This window comes from Aeromonas sp. 602396 (assembly GCF_049173735.1).
Lineage (GTDB): Bacteria > Pseudomonadota > Gammaproteobacteria > Enterobacterales > Aeromonadaceae > Aeromonas > Aeromonas veronii_A.
In genome coordinates this window covers 1-19867 of record NZ_JAAKSD010000012.1, presented here as the reverse complement: position 1 = coordinate 19867, position 19867 = coordinate 1, and the positions used below count along the sequence as shown (strand labels likewise).

Here is a 19867-nt window from a genome sequence, read left to right as displayed (position 1 = left end):
GCGATGAAACGACAACTGTTATTGATAGTGCCCCTGCTTGCGCTGGCTGGCTGTGCGACCCATATTGGCTCGCCCGTTGCCGATGAGAAGGCAACCCTGATGCCGCGATCCGTCTCTTACAAGGAGCTGATCAGTCTGCCCAAGCCAAAAGGGAAAATTGTCGCGGCCGTCTACGATTTTCGCGATCAGACCGGTCAGTACCTGCCCGCACCGGCATCCAACTTCTCCACGGCGGTCACCCAGGGCGGGGTAGCCATGCTGAGCACGGCTTTGTGGGATTCCCAATGGTTTGTGCCTCTGGAGCGGGAGGGGCTGCAGAACCTGCTGACCGAACGCAAGATTGTGCGGGCGGCCCAGAACAAGCCCAACGTTCCCGGCAACAATGCCAATCAACTGCCCTCGCTGGTCGCCGCCAACATCCTGATCGAGGGGGGGATCGTCGCCTATGACAGCAATGTACGAACCGGTGGGGCGGGAGCCAAGTATTTTGGCATTGGCGCCAGCGGGGAGTACCGGGTCGATCAGGTGACGGTCAATCTGCGTGCCGTCGATATCCGTTCAGGCCGGATCCTGAACAGTGTCACCACCTCCAAGACAGTATTGTCGCAACAGGTGCAGGCCGGGGTATTCCGCTTCGTCGAGTACAAGCGCCTGCTGGAGGCCGAGGCCGGTTTCAGCACCAACGAACCGGTACAGATGTGTGTCATGTCGGCTATCGAGTCCGGAGTGATCCGGCTGATAGCCAATGGTGTACGGGACAATCTGTGGCAACTGGCCGACCAGCGGGATATCGACAATCCGATCCTGCAGGAGTACCTGCAAGACAACGCCCCGCTGCTTTGAGTTTTCCCTCTCTCGCAATGCCCTCCCTAGTGGAGGGCATTTTTTTGGCCTCTATCGAATACGACTTAAGACTTTCTGCTCAGCGACAGGGCGGTGTTTTTCATCCTCGAATCAGCGGAGTGCCTGATAGGCCGCCTCTTGTCTGACAGGGATACTGTGGGCGTTTTCCAACAAGGCGATGGCGCGATGAAACATCTGTTGAGTGCTCTCTTTTTTCTGCTGATATCGGGCGCCCCGCAACTCGCCGCAGAGCCTGCCGTCTTTGATGAGCTGGCGATGGCAAGCGAGCTGGATTCCGGTCTGCAGAACGACGGGAATCAGGCGCTGTTGTGGCAACTCGGTAGCGAGCAGCAACTGCACCTCACCCAGCAAGGGGAGCTGAATCAGGCGCGCCTGCTGCAACAGGGTTGGGCCAATGAGTTGGCGCTCTCCCAGGTAGGAGATGAGAACTGGGTCAATGGTGCGCAACTGGGTGAGGGCAATAGCGCCGAACTCTATCAGGCGGGCATCAATAACCGGATTTGGCTGCTGCAACAAGGCAGCGGCAATGAAGCCTGGATCAGTCAGCAAGGGGCAGACAATCAGGCCCGGGCGATCCAGCTGGGTGATGGCAATCAGGCCAGCATCGAGCAGAACGGAATCGGATTAACGGCCACCGTCATCCAGATGGGGGCCAATCAGCAAGTAAATGTCGTTCAAACCAACTGAGCCTAGGCTCAACCATTAGCACGAGAGGGAAATCATGTTTAAACGTACCATCATTGCCTCGGCAGTTCTTCTGGCGACCAGCACCGCTTGGGCGGCATCTACTGGCAACCAGGCTACGGTGAACCAGGCCCAGAGCGGCAATATCGCCACCATTAACCAGGTGGTGGGAAGCGTCGATAACAAGGCTAACATCGATCAAGCTGGTAACAACAACACAGCTGTTACCACTCAAAAGAATACCGGCCAGTCAGATGCCGATACTCGGCAGGTAGGTGACAGTAACGAGGGTTACATCTTGCAACAAGGTGACACTAACCTCTCCAAAGCCTCCATCGATACAAAGGGGAACGACAACTTTGCTGATGTGATTCAGCAATTTGAGAATGGCGGTGCGGTTGCCGGGGTTGTGCAGGATGGGGATCGCAACGACGCCAAGATCAAGCAAGATAATGGTGACTTAGCTGACTCCAGGATCACTCAAATCTCGGATGGTAATCGGGCTGTCATTAATAACCAGATATCCGATTTCGCTCGGGCGAGTGTACAGCAGCTAGAAGGGGGGGCTCACCAGGCTGACGTGACCCAGACAGCGGCTGATGGAGCCAACGCCGAAGTGGTACAACGTGGAGAGAGCAATATCACCAAGGTGCTGCAGGCAACCGGTAACTATGACTATGCACCGGCGGAAGGAACATCTGCAGTGGTGACTCAGAGTGGTTCTTTGAACAATGCAGACGTCACTCAATACGATAGTGCCAACGTAGCGACTGTTGAGCAAAGTGGAACCCGTGGTGAAGTGGTGACTCTGCAGCAAGGGTCTGATGCCGGGAATGGCAACGGCCTGTTGGCCAAACAGTCTGGAACCGGGGAGTTTGCTGACCTGACACAGGATGGTAATCGCAACCGGATTGAGACCGACCAGCAAGGTACTGGCAATGATGCCTTGGTCAACCAGACAGGTGATGACAACAAGGCCGTGGTCAACCAGTTAGCCAGCAGTACCGATGGTGCGGTCACCATTGATCAGGTAGGTAATGACAACTATGCCAATGCAGTGCAACAAGCAGGCAGCGGCAATACCATCGATATCGACCAGAACGGAACTGGCAACCAGGTTGCCTCTGCTCGTGATGGTGAAGGCAAAGGCGCCTGGACCTGGGGCTCGGACAACGAGCTGGTCGTTGCTCAGAAAGGCACTGACAACTGGGCCTATGCCGATGCGTCTCACTCTGAGTCTGTGGTCAAAGTGACCCAGGATGGTGAGTTGAACAATGCCAAGGTTGAGTCCTACTTGGGTAGCGAGAACAAGCTCACAGTGACCCAGAACGGCGCTGAGCACGAGGCCAATGTCTACGTCAATGCTGGGGTTGGTGGGGGGCGCAACACCGTTGATGTGGTGCAAAACGAAAGCTTTAATACTGCCAATGTGACCGTATTGGGCAGCGATAACCATGCCTATGTCTATCAAGGGGCTGGTAGCAACTGATGGTCATCTCCGGATTCAGGGGCCTGCGGGCCCCTCTTTTATTGGTGCTGCTCTGTGGGTTGATGCTGGTTCATCGCGTCGCTTCCCCAGCAAGCGCCAGGGGAAACGAGATGGAGCCCGATCCGTCGATCCGCTTGTCCCTCAATATGGCGCAGAACGAGCAGGGGCTGTCACTTGCGCCAACGCTGCTCAGCAAGCGCGACTTGATGGTGAGTGTCAGGTTGCTGGTGCGCAGCGAAGGGGCGGCCGGGAGCACGACTCAGCGCCAGAGCCGTAATCTGTCGCTGCAGGCAGGAGTGGTCATGGCGGTTGGCAAAATAGGGCTGGGTTTGCGTTGTCCCTATCGGGTCGAGGTCACCGCTCTGATATGGCAAAACGAGCGGCTGCTGGTGGAGAAAAAAGAGCAGATGGCGTGCGCCGGATGATGCGCATTTCATCTCATGACTGTCTATTCATCCAGTAGTCTCTATGCCATACTGACTCGCTCAGGTTTCTGTATCGAGCGTGCAACAAGATGGAAAAGATCGTGGTCCGGGGTGCTCGCACCCACAACCTCAAGAACATCAATCTGACCCTGCCCCGCGACAAGCTGATCGTGGTCACCGGCCTCTCCGGCTCGGGCAAATCCTCTCTGGCGTTCGATACCCTCTATGCCGAGGGGCAGCGCCGCTATGTGGAGTCCCTCTCCGCCTATGCTCGCCAGTTCCTCTCCCTGATGGAGAAGCCGGACGTCGACCATATCGAGGGGCTTTCGCCCGCCATTTCCATCGAGCAGAAGTCCACTTCCCATAACCCGCGCTCGACCGTCGGCACCATCACCGAGATCTACGACTACCTGCGTCTGCTGTTCGCCCGGGTTGGTGAGCCGCGCTGCCCGACTCACGCCATTCCGCTCGCCGCCCAGACCATCAGCCAGATGGTGGATCAGGTGCTGGCCCAACCGGAGGGGAGCAAGCTGATGCTGCTGGCTCCGGTGGTGCGCGATCGCAAGGGGGAGCACACCAAGCTGCTGGAGAATCTGGCGGCCCAGGGCTACATCCGTGCCCGTATCGACGGCGAGGTGTGCGACCTCTCCGATCCTCCGACTCTGGAGCTGCACAAGAAGCACACCATCGAGGTGGTGGTGGATCGCTTCAAGGTGCGCGAGGACCTTGCCTTGCGTCTGGCCGAGTCGTTCGAGACGGCGCTGACCCTCTCCGGTGGTATCGTGTTGGTAGTGCCGATGGACGGGGAGGAGGGCGTCACCCCCATGACCTTCTCCGCCAACTTCGCCTGCCCGGAGTGCGGCTACTCCATGTCGGAGCTGGAACCGCGCATCTTCTCTTTCAACAACCCGGCCGGAGCCTGCCCGACTTGTGACGGTCTTGGGGTGCAGCAATATTTCGATCCGGCCAAGGTGATCGGCGATCCGGCCATCAGCCTGGCTAACGGCGCCATCCGTGGCTGGGACAAGCGCAGCTTCTACTACTTCCAGATGCTGAAATCCCTCTCCGAGCACTACAAGTTCGATCTGGAGACGCCGTGGGAGGATCTGCCGGTCAAGACCCAGGAGGTGATCCTGCGCGGCTCCGGTCGCACCGAGATCGAGTTCCGCTACATGAACGACCGCGGCGACGTGGTGGTGCGCAAGCACCCGTTCGAGGGGATCCTGCACAACATGGAGCGGCGCTACCGGGAAACCGAGTCCAACTCGGTACGCGAAGAGCTCTCCAAGTACATAGCCAACAAATCCTGTACCAGCTGCGGTGGTAGCCGACTGCGGGAGGAGGCGCGCCACGTCTTCGTCGATAACCGCAACCTGCCGGCCATCGCCGAGCAGTCCATTGGCGATGCACTGGCCTTCTTCGAAGGGTTGAACCTCACCGGCCAGCGCGCCCAGATTGCCGAGAAGATCTTGAAAGAGATCGTCGAGCGGCTTGGCTTCCTGGTGAATGTGGGTCTCAACTACCTGAGCCTGTCGCGCAGCGCCGAGACCCTCTCCGGTGGTGAAGCGCAGCGCATTCGACTGGCGAGCCAGATTGGTGCCGGTTTGGTGGGGGTGATGTACGTGCTGGATGAGCCTTCCATCGGTCTGCATCAGCGCGACAACGAGCGGTTGCTCAAGACCCTCACCCATCTGCGCGATCTGGGCAATACCGTGATCGTGGTGGAGCACGACGAGGATGCCATTCGCCTCGCCGACCATGTGCTGGATATCGGCCCGGGGGCGGGTGTGCATGGCGGCGAAATTGTTGCGCAGGGCACCCCCCAGCAGATCATCGACAATCCGGAGTCGCTGACCGGTGACTACCTCTCCGGCCGCAAGCAGATCGCCATTCCGGCCGAGCGCACGCCGCTTACCGGCAAGTGGCTGAAACTCAAGGGGGCGAGCGGCAACAACCTGCGCAACGTTAACCTGGATCTGCCGATCGGAGTGATGACCTGTGTTACCGGCGTCTCCGGCTCCGGCAAGTCGACCCTGATCAACGACACCCTGTTCCGTATCGCTCATCGCGAGCTCAACAAGGCGACCGAGTCCACCCCGGCACCCTATCGCAGCGTCGAGGGGCTGGAGCATCTGGACAAGGTGGTGGATATCGACCAGAGCCCCATCGGCCGTACCCCACGCTCCAACCCGGCCACCTACACCGGCCTGTTTACCCCGATCCGCGAGCTGCTCTCCGGCACCCAGGAGGCGCGTTCACGCGGCTACCAGCCGGGCCGTTTCTCTTTCAACGTGAAGGGGGGCCGCTGCGAGGCGTGCCAGGGGGATGGCGTCATCAAGGTGGAGATGCACTTCCTGCCGGACGTCTACGTGCCGTGCGATGTCTGCAAGGGCAAGCGATATAACCGCGAGACCCTGGAGGTGAAATACAAGGGCAAGAACATCCACGAAATCCTCGAGATGACGGTGGAAGATGCCCGCGAGTTCTTCGATCCGGTGCCGGCGGTGGCGCGCAAGCTGCAGACCCTGATGGACGTGGGCCTCTCCTATATCCGTCTCGGCCAGTCTGCTACTACCTTGTCGGGCGGTGAGGCGCAGCGGGTCAAGCTGGCGCGGGAGCTCTCCAAGCGGGATACCGGCCAGACCCTCTATATTCTGGACGAGCCGACCACCGGCCTGCACTTCCACGACATCCAGCAACTACTCAAGGTACTGCACCAGTTGCGGGATCGCGGCAACACCATCGTCATCATCGAGCACAATCTGGATGTCATCAAAACTGCTGACTGGATCGTCGATCTGGGACCGGAGGGAGGCGCCGGTGGTGGCCGCATTCTGGTGACGGGGACGCCGGAAGAGATTTGCACCAATAAAGAGTCTCATACAGCTCGTTTTTTGCGGCCACTATTGGCGCGATAAGCCGTTATAATCGAGGGGCCTTTGGCCCCTTTTTGTTATATAAATCGGGAGCATAGGGGGAAGCTCGTCAAGTGTGGGCAGGCTTGGCATCTCAGCATCATGGTAATGGATATATCGGGTTATGGCTCAGGCTCCGCGCACGATTGATCATCAGTTGGCTTACTCCATGTTCCCCATCTGGCTGGGGGCGATCCTGCTATTGCTGGTCCTGCTGGCGTGGGCCCAGATCCCGTCTGCCAGCCGGATTGAAGAGCAGCGAATGAAGGAGCATCTGCTGCGCGTGACCAAGGCGGTGCAGGCGGATGTGGCCGCTCTGGATGCATTCAGTCGGGATTGGGGCATCTGGGATGACAGTCACCGTTTTATGAACAACAAAAGCAGGGCGTACATCGAATCCAACCTGTTCAGTGATATGCCGATGCGGGATTTTAGTCTCAACCTGATGAGCTTCATGGATCTCACCGGCTACGAAATCTGGACGCGCACCCTGCTACCCGATGCGCCGGGGATCAATCCGGACCAGTTTCCCTACTTCCTTGATGAGCTGAAAAAGCAGTTAAGGGCGCGCTCGGTGGCACAAGGGGGCATCAATCTGCACGGGATCCGTGCTTCCCAGTGGGGGCCGCTGATGTACTCGTGGCAGCCGATCAGAAACAGTGACGAGTCGGCACCGTTCAACGGTTTCTTGCTGGTTGTACGTTGGCTCGACAAGGCCTATCTCGAGCAGGTATCGGAGCGTACCGCGCTGCCTCTGGCGATCTCCCACGCCAATCTGGATGTCACCGCTACCTTCAAAAAACTGAAACCGCAAATAACGTATCGCCTGATCGACCTTGGGCTCACCCGGCTTAGGGGGGAGGTGCGACTGCTCAACAGCGATAACCAGCCGGTGCTGACTCTGGTGATTGAGGAGGAGAGAAAGATCTTGAGTGGCGTCATGGAGGGGGCGCTCTGGACCTTTATTGGTATGCTTTTTATCAGTTTTATCTGCGTCATGATCGCCATGTACCGGCTCAACAGCATTGTGCTTACCCCGTTGCAGCAGCTGGTGTCGGCGCTGCAACGCTTTGGCGATCGGCCAGATGCCACCTTGATCCCCTATATCGACAGCAGCGCCGAGATGGCGACCTTGAGCGGCAAGTTCAAGGAGATGGCCAGCAAGGTCAGTCAGCAACACGATGATTTGTTGGAAAAATCCAGCCAGATGGAGATGGCTGCATTCACCGACCCCTTGACCCGTTGTTTCAATCGTCGCTATCTGGATAGCTGGTTGCAAGACAATTGGGCCCGCCCTTGTCAGCTGTTGCTGCTCGATCTCGATCATTTCAAACGGATCAACGACCGATTTGGTCATGATATGGGTGATCTGGTGTTGCAGCAGCTGGCAGAACTGCTGCACAAGCTGGTGGTGAGTGACGCCGAGCCCGTTATCCGGTTGGGAGGGGAGGAGTTTTTACTCCTGTTGCAGGTGGATAATGAGCAAGAGTTGGTACAGCGTGCCGATTATCTGAGGCTTCGTGTTGTTCAGCACCGTTTCGGTTCGGAGGAGAGGCCGCTATGGTTAACGGTTTCATCGGGATATTGTCGGTATCCTCTGCATCCGGCGTGCCCCGATACCTTCTGGAGCCACAGTTTCAAGCTGGCCGACCTGGCGCTCTATCAGGCAAAACTGAGGGGCCGTAATCGATGCTGTGGCTATTCGGGCACTCTGTCTGTTCGGGAGGTGATGGAACAGACCCCGGAGCAACTTGTCGAAGGGAATAGTCTTGCGTTGCAACATACTGTCAGCCCGGATTAGCCCTGCCGGACCAATACCAGATAGGCTAGGGCGACAATAAAACCGAGCAGGATAAAGAGAAAGGATCCGATCCCCCAAACGGCCGCGAGAAAGGCCCCCACCTTTTGCCATTTCGACTCATTTTTCATAAATAAACCATTACTTCCCAGTAACTTGCATGGCGCAAAAAATACGCTGGTTTGCCCATATTAACAACAATTAATAGCCACTCTGCCGAGCGATAAGGTGTGGTTTGCTTGCTTGTTTTGGCGCTGAATGGGGTTAGTTACAACCTGTCGCAACAGGTATTCCGGCTTGTTGTCTGGGGGCTCAAGGAGATTGGGATGGCGCGCAAAGATGTCACACCAATCGATTTATTTCCGCGCAACCTTTGCTTCAAGTCAATAACTTTGCATTTACAAGGGCATATAGTCAGCGGGCTTACAGCATCAAATGAAAACAAAAAAAGGGATTACGTGATGAAAAAATTACTTCCTCTGATGATTGCCGCTGCAGTGGCCTCTCCTTTCGCCATGGCCCATCAGGCTGGCGACATTCTGGTTCGTGGTGGTTTGGCATTTGTATCGCCGCAGGAAAGCAGCACGCCTGTAGAGCTGGAAATTAATGACAACATGCAATTGGGATTGACTCTCTCTTACATGATTACTGATAACTGGGGTGTCGAATTGCTGGCTGCAACCCCCTTCTCTCATTCAGTCAAACTGGGTGGCGCTGAAGTTGCCAAGATCAAGCATTTGCCGCCGACTCTGATGGGTCAGTACTATTTTGGCGATGCTCAAAGCAAGGTTCGCCCGTATGTCGGTATTGGCGTGAACTACACCACCTTCTTTGATGAAGAGGGTCGTGGTGCACTGTCAGGAACCGATGTCAAAGTCGATGACTCCTGGGGGGTTGCCGGACAAGTTGGTATCGATATGGCGATCACTGACCGCTGGTTTGTCAACGGTTCAGCCTGGATCATGGATATCGATACCGATGTGCATACTGCGATTGGCACCATTAATACCAAGGTCGACCCGATGGCCTTTATGGTGGGTGTTGGCTACCGCTTCTAATGATTCTGACTGCGGTTCTGAACGGATCGCGGAAGATAGCAAAGTACGTCTCTTTCAGCCCGGCTTTTGCCGGGCTTTTTTCGTATTGCTGATTTTGTCTGGACTGTGATCCAACCCGATACAAATCAATTAAATCCCTGTCGCTTTATTTCAGTTATTCGCCACCCTTGCCGATAGTGACTATGTTCACTTTACCTTCCCCCAATGAGTGAGGATGTCTCCATGGGCTTATCTATTGTGCAGCGGATCATCGCCGGATTCGTGTTGATGCTGCTGTTGCTGATCCTGCTTGGTGTGATCAGTACCTTTAAAATCAAGGGTATAAATGACGGCCTCTCTGCCGTATCTGACCGGGCAACCCCGCTGGTAGTGGCTGTCGCAGGTCTAAAGGGGGCACTGCAGGATAGTAACCGCTGGGTGCTGGTCTACCGCACCAGTGAAGATGCCGCCCAGTTGCCGCAGCTGGCCAATCAGTTCAAGGAGCAGCAGAACCGCTTCGCCCAGCTGAGTCAGGAGATGGGTAAATTTACCGACGTAGCGGATGCTCGTGTCCGCTTCCAGCAGGTTGAGAGTGCTACCACCCAATTTTATGGCTTGGCGGATCAGGTGTTGGCCCAGCATCGGCAGTGGGTCAGTGCGCTGGATCAGCGCCACAAGCTGGAGATGGAATTTATCCGCCTTGAGGATACCTACCAGTGGGCGGCGGATCTGCTGCTGCAACAGACCGCCAGCAAGCGCTCCATGCGCAACAAGGCGGAGCTTATTACCTCGGGTATCGCCCGCGATCTGAAGAATATCCGCCGTGCCGATGCCAAAACCGACCTAAATGAGCTGGAAAAGGTACTCAGCAAGGATATCGAGATGGCCCGCAAGCGGTTGGAGCGGGTAGTGGTGCCCGATGATGTGAAAGCGCGCTTTGTCTCCAATCTGGATCGGATGCAGGAGTTGGCGCTCGGCGCTCAGGGCTTGCTGGCAACCATGCGTCAGGCTCAGCAACTGGCGCTGTCGCTGGCCACGCAAAATCAGCAGCTGGATGCCAGTCTGGTCAACAGCCTCAATTTGCTCGATGAGATGGGCAAGTCCGCCGGTGCCATCGCCAGCGACAGCCGGATCAACGCCGATGCGGCGGTCAGCAGTGCCAGCTTCTGGATCCTGGTGGTTGCCGCGATGTCGGCCGCTGCGGCGCTGGTGATCGGCTATACCACTGCGCGCAGCATTCAGCGCCCGTTGCAGATGATCAACAAGGAGCTCGATTACATGGCGGCCGGTGACATGACCCGCCGCATCAACTACCGCAGCAGTTGTGAATTTGGCAGCCTTTCCCGCTCTATCGATACGCTGGCGGGCAAGACCGGTGAACTACTCTCTCAAATCAATGCGGGCTCCCGCCATCTGGTGGATGAGGCGAGCCGGGCCGCCGAGATCAGCGAACGGGCCATGTCCCGGGTACAAGAGCAGAAGAGCCAGACCGATCAGGTGGCCGCCGCCATTACCGAGCTGGAAGTGAGCGCCACCGAGGTGGCCCGCTCTACCGATGGCACCAAGCGGGAAGTGGATCTGGCCGATGAAGAGGCGCGTAATGGTCGCCAGAAAGTGGCCACCACTCGCCGGATCACCGAGCAGCTGGCTGGCGCCATGGAAGAGGCGGTCGGGATCACCTACAAACTTGGGGAATTCAGCAACAACATCGGCAGCATTCTCGATGTGATCCGCAGCATTGCCGAGCAGACCAACCTGCTGGCGTTGAACGCTGCCATCGAAGCGGCTCGTGCTGGCGATGCCGGTCGCGGTTTTGCGGTGGTGGCCGATGAGGTACGGGCGCTGGCCAATCGCACCCAGACCTCGACCGAAGAGATCCAGGGGATGATTGAGAACCTGCAGAGCTCCAGCAAGCATGTGGTTGAAGTGATGGGGCGTAGCCAGGAGCAGACCCAGAGCTGTGTCGAGCAGACTCGCGAGATGGATGTGGCGCTGCAATCCATTGCCGATCGGATGGGGGCCATCAAGTCGATGGCGGATCAGGTGGCCCATGCCGCTCAGGAGCAGATCTCCGTCAGTCAGGGGGTCGCTCGTCATATCGCCGGTATTGCCGATGTGGCATACGAGACTGAGCGCGAGGCGCGCGAATCCGCCAGTAGCAGCGAAGTGCTGGCCGACCTGGTCGCCAAACAGCAGCAATTGATCGCACATTTCAAGGTCTAGGAGGGCTTATGTCTAAAAAGTGGATTGGAGCCCTGAGTCTCCTGTTGTGTGGCCAGCTGATGGCCAGCGAGCTGGTGATTGAAAGCTGGCGAACCGATGACAAGGCGTTGTGGGAGCAGAAGATTATCCCGGCGTTTGAAGCGGCGCATCCCGGCATCAAGGTGAGTTTTCATCCGGTGCAGAACGTCAACTACATGCCCACCCTGTGGGAGAGCCTGAAAGGCGGTAAGGCGGGGGATCTCATTACCTGTCGTCCGTTTGATGACTCGCTCGCCCTGTTCAAGGCGGGCCATCTGGCCGAGCTTACCGAAATGGCAGGGATGGAGAACTTCCCGAGTTTTGCCCAGTCACCCTGGCAGACTGACTCCGGTGCCCAGACCTTCTGCGTACCCATGGCCTCGGTGATTCATGGCTTCTTCTATAACAAGAAGATCTTCAGTGAGTTGGGGCTCACCTTGCCGCAAACCCGCGATCAGTTCTTTGCCGTGCTGGACAAGATCAAGGCCGACGGTCGCTATGTGCCGCTGGCCATGAGCGGTTCCGAGAGTTGGGTTGCCTCCGAGCTGGGGTTCCAGAACATTGGTCCCAACTACTGGAAGGGAGAGGACGGCCGTCTGGCACTGATCGGCGGGCAGGAGCGGTTGGACAACCCGCAATATGTGAAGGTGTTCGATGAGCTGGCGCGCTGGCGCTCCTACCTCGGTGAAGGTGGCGAGAGCCGCGATTATGCGACCAGTAACGAGCTGTTCACCTCGGGCAAGGCCGGCTTCTACGTGGCGGGCTCCTGGGAGATTGCCCCCTTCACCGGCAAGGTCGATTTTGGCGTCATGCGTCCGCCGGTGGCCAAACAGGGTGATGGCTGTTTCTTTACCGACCACACCGATATCGGTATGGGGATGAACCCGGCCAGCAAGAACAAAGAGGGGGCAATGGCCTTCCTGCAGTGGCTGACGACGCCGCAATTTGCCGAGCTCTATACCAACTCGCTGCCGGGATTCTTCTCCCTCTCCAACCACTTCTTCGATGTCACCAATCCGGCGGCCAAAGAGATGATGGAGTGGCGCGATCAGTGTGACTCCACCATTCGGGTGGCGACCCAGATCCTCTCCCGTGGTACGCCCAAGTTGGGGGATGAACTGGCAGAGGTGAGTCAGGCTGTGCTGCTTGGCAAGATGGAGCCCAAAGCTGCCGCGGATCGACTGGAAAGTGGTTTGAAGGGGTGGTATGCCCCTCATCAGGGCAATAAGGCCAAGAGCGCGGATTGTCAGTGTGATACGGTTGCCCCTGCCTCGGTTTCAACACCGACAGCTGAGGTGTCAGCAGCCCCCGCGACCAGTGAAACACCGGCCGTGGTGGCACCAGCTGTGACTCCCGCAGAACCCGCATCAGCGGCCGCTGCCCCATTACCGGCGCCGTCGGATGAGGTGGAGCAGGCGCTCTCCAACGAGCTGGAGGCGCCACAGCAGCCACAGCAGCCACAGCAATAGGTCATCTGCATCAATAAAAACGGGAGGCATCAGCCTCCCGTTTTTTTATGGCTCGCGGCCAGCATGTATCGCTTTATTGTGCTTCGTGGGGCCAGCGGCAGAGGCTGCCGATGCGGGCAACCGGGGCAAACCCCAGAGAGCGGTAAATGCGCTGGGCATGGTAATGCTCGTCAGCCACTATGATCAGCTGTTTGGCACGGGATAATCCTGCGCGAGCCACTTGACTCAGCAGCTGGCGGCATAACCCCTGATTGCGCCACGCATGGTGCGTGCGTACCAACTGGAAGCGCCCAAGTGTGCCGCAAAAGAAGAGGCCACAGCTGGCGACCAGTTGTTCCTCTTTCCAGATCCCCCACCAGTCCCCGAGACCATCGGCAATCATGGCCTGATAGAGCGCCTGGCGGGATCGCAGATAGGGGAGATAGCTCTGTTCCGAGTGTCCCTCATCCCGTTCATTGAGTTCGAAGTCGAGCCACTCAGGCCAATCAGCAGTAGTGAAGGTGCGTGCCTCAACCTTGTTCATGTCGTCGTGAGGAGGTGGGCAGCTCTGTTCATCCAGCGCCAGTACCACGCACTCCATATATTGGTATCCCGTTGCGACAAAACCGGCGATCCGGCTGTTTTGCCCGGCGGCCAGCGGCCATTGGAAGGTGCGGTGGCGCACTCGAGGATCCTGGCCGATCAGCTGATCAAATGTGGCTTCCAGCCAGCCTTTGTCACGGTCGCTGGGTGGGTTGGGGAGTAGCAGGTAGTTGTCGAAGTAGTAGTCGGGAGCATCCGGCGTGCGAACCGCCCAGAACTGATCGTGCTGAACAACCTCGCCCTGATAGCGATCGAACAGCAAGTCGGTGGCAAAGCCGGGGTGGGTATCCATGATGGTGCTCCTGCAAAGACTCATTCTGTTATCGGCAGGAGTGGGAAATAGATGAAAAGGGGCCGGAGAAACCTCCGGCCAAACAATCACACGCAGATTCAGAACGTCCAGGACGATCTGACCCCATCATAACTCGACTGGGGCAATTTTGGGATGGGCACTTTTCGGTTACGTACCGTTAATTTTGTAATTATGAAGTTCGTCAGATCGGATGTGAGGTAAATCCCTGTTGACTTTGTGTCGTTTTACTCATAAATATAAAGACGTTTAGACGTCCAAACATCCGTTTTGACGTAGGCAGATGGATTGCAGGACAGGGAGAAGAACATATGGGATTTCACAGTGCACGTCAGGTTGAGGCGCTCAACCAGAGCTTGGCAGATTTGAATGGCGATATATCGGTCAGTTTCGAGTTTTTTCCGCCCAATAGTGAAGGGATGGAGAATACCCTCTGGCAGTCCATCGAACGGCTGAAAGTGCTGGAACCCAAGTTCGTCTCCGTCACCTATGGTGCCAACTCCGGCACCCGTGATCGCACCCACAAGGTGATCAAGGACATCAAGGAGCGGACCGGCCTGATTGCCGCGCCGCACCTGACCTGTATCGATGCCAGTCGCGACGAGCTGCGCACCATCGCCCGCGACTACTGGAACAGCGGTATTCGTCACATCGTGGCTTTGCGCGGTGATTTGCCGCAGGGGCTGGAGAAGCCGGATATGTATGCCACCGATCTGGTTGCTCTGCTCAAGTCAGAGGCGGACTTCGATATCTCGGTTGCCGCCTATCCGGAAGGGCACCCGGAGGCCAAGAGTGCGCAATCCGACCTGCTCAACCTCAAGCGCAAGATTGATGCCGGTGCCAACCGCGCCATCACTCAGTTCTTCTTCGATGTGGAAACGTATTTGCGCTTTCGGGATCGCTGCGCCGCCATCGGTATTGATGCTGAAATCGTGCCGGGGATCCTGCCGGTCTCCAACTATCAGACCCTGGCCAAGTTTGCCGGTTTTACCAACGTGAAGATCCCGCGCTGGATACATCAGCGTTTCGAGGGGTTGGATAACGATCAGATGACTCGCAATCTGGTGGGGGCTAGCATCGCCATCGATCAGGTGCGCGTGCTGAGTCAGGAAGGGGTGAAGGATTTCCACTTCTATACCCTGAACCGCTCCGAGCTGACTTATGCCATCTGCCATACTCTGGGGGTTCGTCCCAAGGGTTGACCGGTGGTCACCGCGATAAAAGCAAAAAGCCAATGAGTTGCTCATTGGCTTTTTCGTTATGGCCGATTATCAAGGTCTGGTCGGGGCGATCTCTTTTGGCTCAAGATCGATAACCGCATTACCGGCAGCCCCCGGATACTGGCGATAGACCTGATCCTGCTCCAGTGTGTAGAAGGTATCCAGATAGTCGTCGTTGTTGGTCATCCAGGAGTCGGGCAGTGCCTTGACGATGCGACCGCCGAGATCGAGGAAGGGCAGGGCTTCCGGCACGCCACCCGCAGTAAAGCCGAGTTTGAGAGCTTCAATCAGCAGGGCGCTCAGCTCCTTATAGTTGACGTTGTCATCCTGCTCCATCATCACCACATCGACGGCACCCCAGCGATAGCGATCCCAGTAAACCAGGATCTGGTTGGGGGTGTAGTCTGTGTTGTCATAGTCGAGGTAGGGCATGTCGACAATATCGACCACTGGTTCATCCCGGCTGGGATTAACCCCTGCGACCACAGCATACACTTCGGCTGCGCCGAGCAGCCAGGGCTCCTGATCATCCTTCAGCCTGATCTTTTTCAGGATACTGGTCTTGAGTGGCACTGTGCTGGCCGTTACTCGCGGGGCGCTTTGCAGGTCCGCATCGGCCAGCGCCTTGCGCATCACCTTCAAGCCTGCGTTTTTGGCTTTGACGGGATCGGCTTCGACTACCAGAACCGGCCGGGCCGGAGCCTTGTCCACATCCAGATAGACGGGATTGCCAGCACTATCGAACGCTTCAATGGCGCTCCAGCTCTTCTCATCCCCACTTGGAACATAGGCGACCAGCGGTTCGACGCCCTGCTGCAGTGCTGTGGCCTGATCGGTGTTGGCCAGCCTCAACTGCATCAGTTGCTTGACCTCGCCATCCAGTCCTTGCCGGCTGATGGCTGCCTGGTTGGCATCGCTCGCCTGCCGTTTAAGGCGCGGGCTGGCCTTCTGCAGCAGGTTGGGAAGCGGGCTCTGGTATTGCTGATTGCTCAGCAGGGGCAGCAGGTTTTTCTGCTGAAGTGCGAGCTGGCGAGCCAGCTCTCGATCCGTATCGGCAGCCTGGACGCTCGTAGCACCCAGTATGGCCAGTAGTAACAAGACAGCCTGATTTTTCATTTTTATACTCCGTTGCATGGAACCTGACAGGGCACCATGTCCGGGAAGATTGGTGCCCTGACGCCACTAGAAGGAAATTAGTTTCACTTGTGAATCATTTTATCTGGATAGTGTGCAGAGGTTCACGGTTTGAGGTTCAATTGATTCCTTTGTCGATATAATTGGAACTGATAGATAGCCAGACCAATCAGCAGACCCCAGCAGGCTGCCGCGATGCCGAGCAGGCTGATCCCGGACGCGGTAATGATAAAGGTGAGCAGCGCAGCTTCTCGCGCTTCATCCTCTTGCAAGGCCGAGTGCAGGCTGCTGCCGATGGTGCCGAGCAGGGCTAGCCCTGCGACACAGGTCACCAGTATCGCCGGGAAGGCCGTGAACAGCGCCGCCACCGTGGCCCCGAAACAGCCGGTCAGCAGATAGAAGCAGCCAGCCCACACTGCCGCGGGCCAGCGCCGGTTGGCATCCGGATCCACCTCTTTCCCCATGCAGATGGCCGCAGTGATGGCGGCCAGATTGAAGGCATAGCCGCCAAAAGGGGCGAGCAGCAGGCCAGTCAGGCCAGTCCAGCTGATCAGCGAGGAGGTGGAAGGCTGATAGCCGTGGGCCCGCAAGATGGCAATTCCCGGCATGTTTTGCGATGTCATGGTGACAATGAACAGCGGCAGCGCGATACCAAACAGAGCATCAAGGGAGAAGGCTGGCCATGTCCAGACCGGGCTGGCGAGTTGCCAGTGAAGGGTGCCCATTTGCAAATCCCCCCGCACGCTGCAGATCAGCATCCCCACTCCCAGTACCAGCACCATGGTATAGCGGGGCCAGAGATGACGACCCAGCAGGAAGGCCAGCAGCAGGGTGCCAAGCAGCAAGGGATCTTGCGGGGCGACCTTGAACAGATCCAGCCCGAATTTGAGCAGCACGCCAGCCAGCATGGCGGCGGCCAGTGGAGCCGGGATATGTTTCATCAAACGGTCGAACCAGCCGCTGATGCCACACAGAGTGATCAGCAGGGACGAGATCACAAAGGCGCCGATGGCTTCCGCCAGAGTGAAGTTGCCCAGCGTGGTGATCAGCAGTGCCGCACCCGGTGTGGACCAGGCGGTTAGTATGGGTATGCGGTAATAGAGAGAGAGGCCGATGCAGCTCACCCCCATGCCGATCCCCAGCGTCCAGAGCCAGGAGGCGACTTGAGCTGTATCTGCACCCGCCGCTGTGGCGGCCTGGATGATCAGGATGACGGAGCTGGTGTAGCCGACCATCACGGCGATAAATCCTGCGACCAGATGGGGGATGGCGAAGGGCATGACTCTTCCTCTTGGCGTTGTGACGCGCTGTGCGTTATTACGTACAATACAGCTTTGACTATATCGCCGTGCGCTATAGCGTACAAGGCGCATCGTGCAAGAGTAATAAAGAGGCAGTTATGCAAGAGATGAGTCAGCATCTGGCTGCTCGACTGAAGGGGCTGCGCAGCGAGCGCGGCTGGAGCCTGGATGCCGCCGCGCGCGAAACGGGTGTCAGCAAGGCGATGCTGGGGCAGATTGAGCGGGGAGAGTCCAGCCCGACAGTGGCGACGCTGTGGAAGATCGCCACCGGTTTTCGAGTCTCATTTTCCAGTTTCATCGAGCCCACACCCGCCACGCCGGAAGAGGTGCTCTATCGCACCGCCGATGCTATTCGCCAGCAGCCTGCGGGTGAGGGCATGCAAGTGGCACCGCTCTTCCCTTATGAAAACCGGTTTGGTTTCGAGTTGCTTGAGCTGACCCTGTTACCGGGTTACCAGCGTGAATCCGAGCCCCATGAGCCGGGAGTGACCGAGCATGTCATCGTCATCAGCGGCATGATGGAGGTGCTGGTGGAAGGGGAGTGGCGCTCATTTGAGCAAGGGGAGGCGGTGCGTTTTGCTGCCGACCGTCCCCACGGTTATCGCAATCTCGGCATAGCCCCGGCTATTTTTCACAACTTGATCCACTATCCGGTGGCAACACCCTGAACATGTTACGCAGTCATCAACCCGGACGACCATCTGCTCTGGGGCGGATCAGTATCGGGGTATAGACCCAGACAAACAGACCATAGGCAGCGATCCAGGCAAGCGCGCTGAGGTTCCAGCCATGCAGGGTAAAAGTGGGCCAGAACAGGGGAATCGCCACCCGCATTGTGGCGGCAGCGATAACCAGGGCGAATGCGCCAGTGATCCTGCGTCCTACCTGCAAGGCTCGACCGCTATGGCCGAGGGAGACTCGCGCAATCATGCCCAGGATCATGGTCCCCATGCAGCCTGCGCTGAGCAGGTGGCTGGCCATCGACAACGTGATGGGCAGATCCGCGCTATGTGCCGCAAGGGCGAACAGGCCAAGAGGGATAAACAGATAAGCGAGATGGAGTGACCACAGCAGGGGATGCGTAAGGGTCGATGGCAGATGCCAACGCAGTTGTCGCCACAGATGCAAACTCGCCGCCACTATATAGAGAGGCACTATATATATGCTGGTGACCCATTGGGTGGGGAGCAGCAGCCAGCAGAGCAAGATAAGCCACTGTGTCGCGAGCGCAGTCCGTTCCAGCCAGAGTAGAGGTGCAGCTTTCTCCTGACCGGTTGCTCGGGCGGTGAAGAACGGAATCACCCTTCCACCCATCACGGCGATCAGGGTGGTAAACAACAGCACAGTGGTGATCAATAGGTGCTCAACGGTGGTCCAATCGGCCTGCCATAACCAGCTGGCGCCATTGAGCAGGGTCAGTATCAGCAACAGGGGCACGAAGAAGAGGTTGCGCCATTGCCGGGTTATCAAGATAGGCTTGGCAAGGAACCAGGCGCACAGCGGCAGCCAGAGCAGGTCTGCTACCATCAGGAGCGTATTCTCTTCACCCAGCCAGGGTAACAAGGTCCTTGGCAACATCCACAACCCCACCACCATTGCCAATGGCCAGCTCCGAACCCCGGGATGGGCCGTCCAGTTCTGCACCGCGGTGAGCAGAAAACCCGCGACGATGGCAGCCCCGAAACCAAACAGCATCTCATGACCATGCCACCAGGTCGGGTTGGCAATCCCTGGCAAGGTAAGCCAACCGTTGAGCTGCCCCAACCAGAGCAACATGCCGACGGCAGCAAACAGAGCACCGAACAAGAAGAAGGGTCGGAACCCCAGGCGGAACAGCGGGACGATTTGCTCTTCCTTATGGCTATCGAGGATTTGATGCATGAGGGTATTCCAATTAAACATTTGAGATGGCAATTATAAATTGGCTTTTCAAATGTTCAATTTAAATCCGGCAATAGCCAGGATTGATGTCATTTTGAGCAAAAAAAGAGGTGGTTGCTTGATATCTGAGCGAACTAACTTTTTTGCTGAAAAAGCCCTTGCCATCCAGGCGCGGCTCCCTATAATGCGCCCCTACCAGCACGGCGGAACACGCCGAACTGATGAGCCAGCTTCCTAGCGAAGTGGGCGCCGAAAGAAAAGCGAAAACAATCGCTTGACTTTCGAAGTGAGAAGCGTAATATGCGCCTCCTCAACGCGACAAGCGTGACGCTCTTTAACAATTTGAATCAAGCAATCTGTGTGGGCACTCACAGCATCGAACATCAAAAACAATTTTTGATTTTCAATGTCTGGTGAAGTGACCAAGACGATTTCTTACCAATAAGAAGTCGAACAGTTTATTTCAGCAATTCATTGAGCCGCTTTTCGAAGCAACCAAACTTAAATTGAAGAGTTT

General features: G+C 57.2%; 15 protein-coding genes. 11 read left to right on the top strand and 4 right to left on the bottom strand.

Translation table 11 applies throughout. The features are described 5' to 3' along the window. Window positions 1-3 precede the first annotated feature (3 nt). The 9 genes from G5229_RS14400 (at window position 4) to G5229_RS14360 (ending at window position 12922) form a co-directional block, all read left to right on the top strand. A complete protein-coding gene (locus tag G5229_RS14400) occupies window positions 4-843 on the top strand; it encodes a CsgG/HfaB family protein (RefSeq protein WP_005355003.1) in 840 nt (279 codons plus the stop codon). 186 nt (window positions 844-1029) lie between these two features. Further along, window positions 1030-1551: a curlin gene (locus tag G5229_RS14395; protein ID WP_201952781.1), complete on the top strand. Its 522-nt coding sequence runs from the start codon at window positions 1030-1032 to the stop codon at window positions 1549-1551. A gap of 34 nt (window positions 1552-1585) precedes the next feature. Next, window positions 1586-3037, top strand: a complete 1452-nt coding sequence (locus G5229_RS14390) for a curlin (protein ID WP_216952160.1) — start codon at window positions 1586-1588, stop codon at window positions 3035-3037. Window positions 3038-3147: 110 nt separating this feature from the next. Further along, window positions 3148-3462 (top strand): curli-like amyloid fiber formation chaperone CsgH, encoded by a 315-nt coding sequence (csgH, locus tag G5229_RS14385; protein ID WP_407959568.1) that lies wholly within the window; start codon window positions 3148-3150, stop codon window positions 3460-3462. An 89-nt stretch (window positions 3463-3551) separates the two neighbouring features. Further along, complete coding sequence (gene uvrA, locus G5229_RS14380) at window positions 3552-6380, top strand: excinuclease ABC subunit UvrA (protein WP_421209394.1); 2829 nt, start codon at window positions 3552-3554, stop codon at window positions 6378-6380. A gap of 121 nt (window positions 6381-6501) precedes the next feature. Continuing rightward, a complete protein-coding gene (locus G5229_RS14375) occupies window positions 6502-8178 on the top strand; it encodes a sensor domain-containing diguanylate cyclase (protein WP_421209392.1) in 1677 nt (558 codons plus the stop codon). Window positions 8179-8636: 458 nt separating this feature from the next. Continuing rightward, the gene (locus tag G5229_RS14370; protein ID WP_227342973.1) at window positions 8637-9233 is read left to right on the top strand and encodes an OmpW family outer membrane protein; all 597 of its coding nucleotides are present in this window, start codon (window positions 8637-8639) and stop codon (window positions 9231-9233) included. A gap of 222 nt (window positions 9234-9455) precedes the next feature. After that, window positions 9456-11435 carry a HAMP domain-containing methyl-accepting chemotaxis protein gene (locus tag G5229_RS14365; protein ID WP_164535993.1) on the top strand — a complete coding sequence of 660 codons (1980 nt, stop codon included), beginning with the start codon at window positions 9456-9458 and terminating at the stop codon, window positions 11433-11435. 8 nt (window positions 11436-11443) lie between these two features. Then, a complete protein-coding gene (locus G5229_RS14360) occupies window positions 11444-12922 on the top strand; it encodes an ABC transporter substrate-binding protein (protein WP_421209390.1) in 1479 nt (492 codons plus the stop codon). Window positions 12923-12995: 73 nt separating this feature from the next. Here G5229_RS14360 and G5229_RS14355 read toward each other — a convergent pair whose 3' ends face one another. Further along, complete coding sequence (locus G5229_RS14355; RefSeq protein ID WP_421209389.1) at window positions 12996-13796, bottom strand: GNAT family N-acetyltransferase; 801 nt, start codon at window positions 13794-13796, stop codon at window positions 12996-12998. Between the two features lie 329 nt (window positions 13797-14125). Between G5229_RS14355 and metF the strand changes: the two genes are divergently transcribed. Beyond that, on the top strand, window positions 14126-15016 hold the full coding sequence (gene metF / locus G5229_RS14350) for a methylenetetrahydrofolate reductase (protein ID WP_421209387.1): 891 nt from the start codon (window positions 14126-14128) through the stop codon (window positions 15014-15016). A 69-nt stretch (window positions 15017-15085) separates the two neighbouring features. Here the strand turns inward: metF and G5229_RS14345 are convergent, their stop codons facing one another. Continuing rightward, window positions 15086-16150 (bottom strand): DUF3103 family protein, encoded by a 1065-nt coding sequence (locus G5229_RS14345; protein WP_219295629.1) that lies wholly within the window; start codon window positions 16148-16150, stop codon window positions 15086-15088. Window positions 16151-16272: 122 nt separating this feature from the next. Further along, window positions 16273-17448 carry a benzoate/H(+) symporter BenE family transporter gene (locus G5229_RS14340; RefSeq protein WP_421209385.1) on the bottom strand — a complete coding sequence of 392 codons (1176 nt, stop codon included), beginning with the start codon at window positions 17446-17448 and terminating at the stop codon, window positions 16273-16275. A 119-nt stretch (window positions 17449-17567) separates the two neighbouring features. Between G5229_RS14340 and G5229_RS14335 the strand changes: the two genes are divergently transcribed. Continuing rightward, window positions 17568-18137 carry a helix-turn-helix domain-containing protein gene (locus tag G5229_RS14335; RefSeq protein ID WP_043822550.1) on the top strand — a complete coding sequence of 190 codons (570 nt, stop codon included), beginning with the start codon at window positions 17568-17570 and terminating at the stop codon, window positions 18135-18137. Window positions 18138-18153: 16 nt separating this feature from the next. Here the strand turns inward: G5229_RS14335 and G5229_RS14330 are convergent, their stop codons facing one another. Continuing rightward, the gene (locus G5229_RS14330; protein ID WP_421209383.1) at window positions 18154-19350 is read right to left on the bottom strand and encodes an NnrS family protein; all 1197 of its coding nucleotides are present in this window, start codon (window positions 19348-19350) and stop codon (window positions 18154-18156) included. Window positions 19351-19867 lie beyond the last annotated feature (517 nt).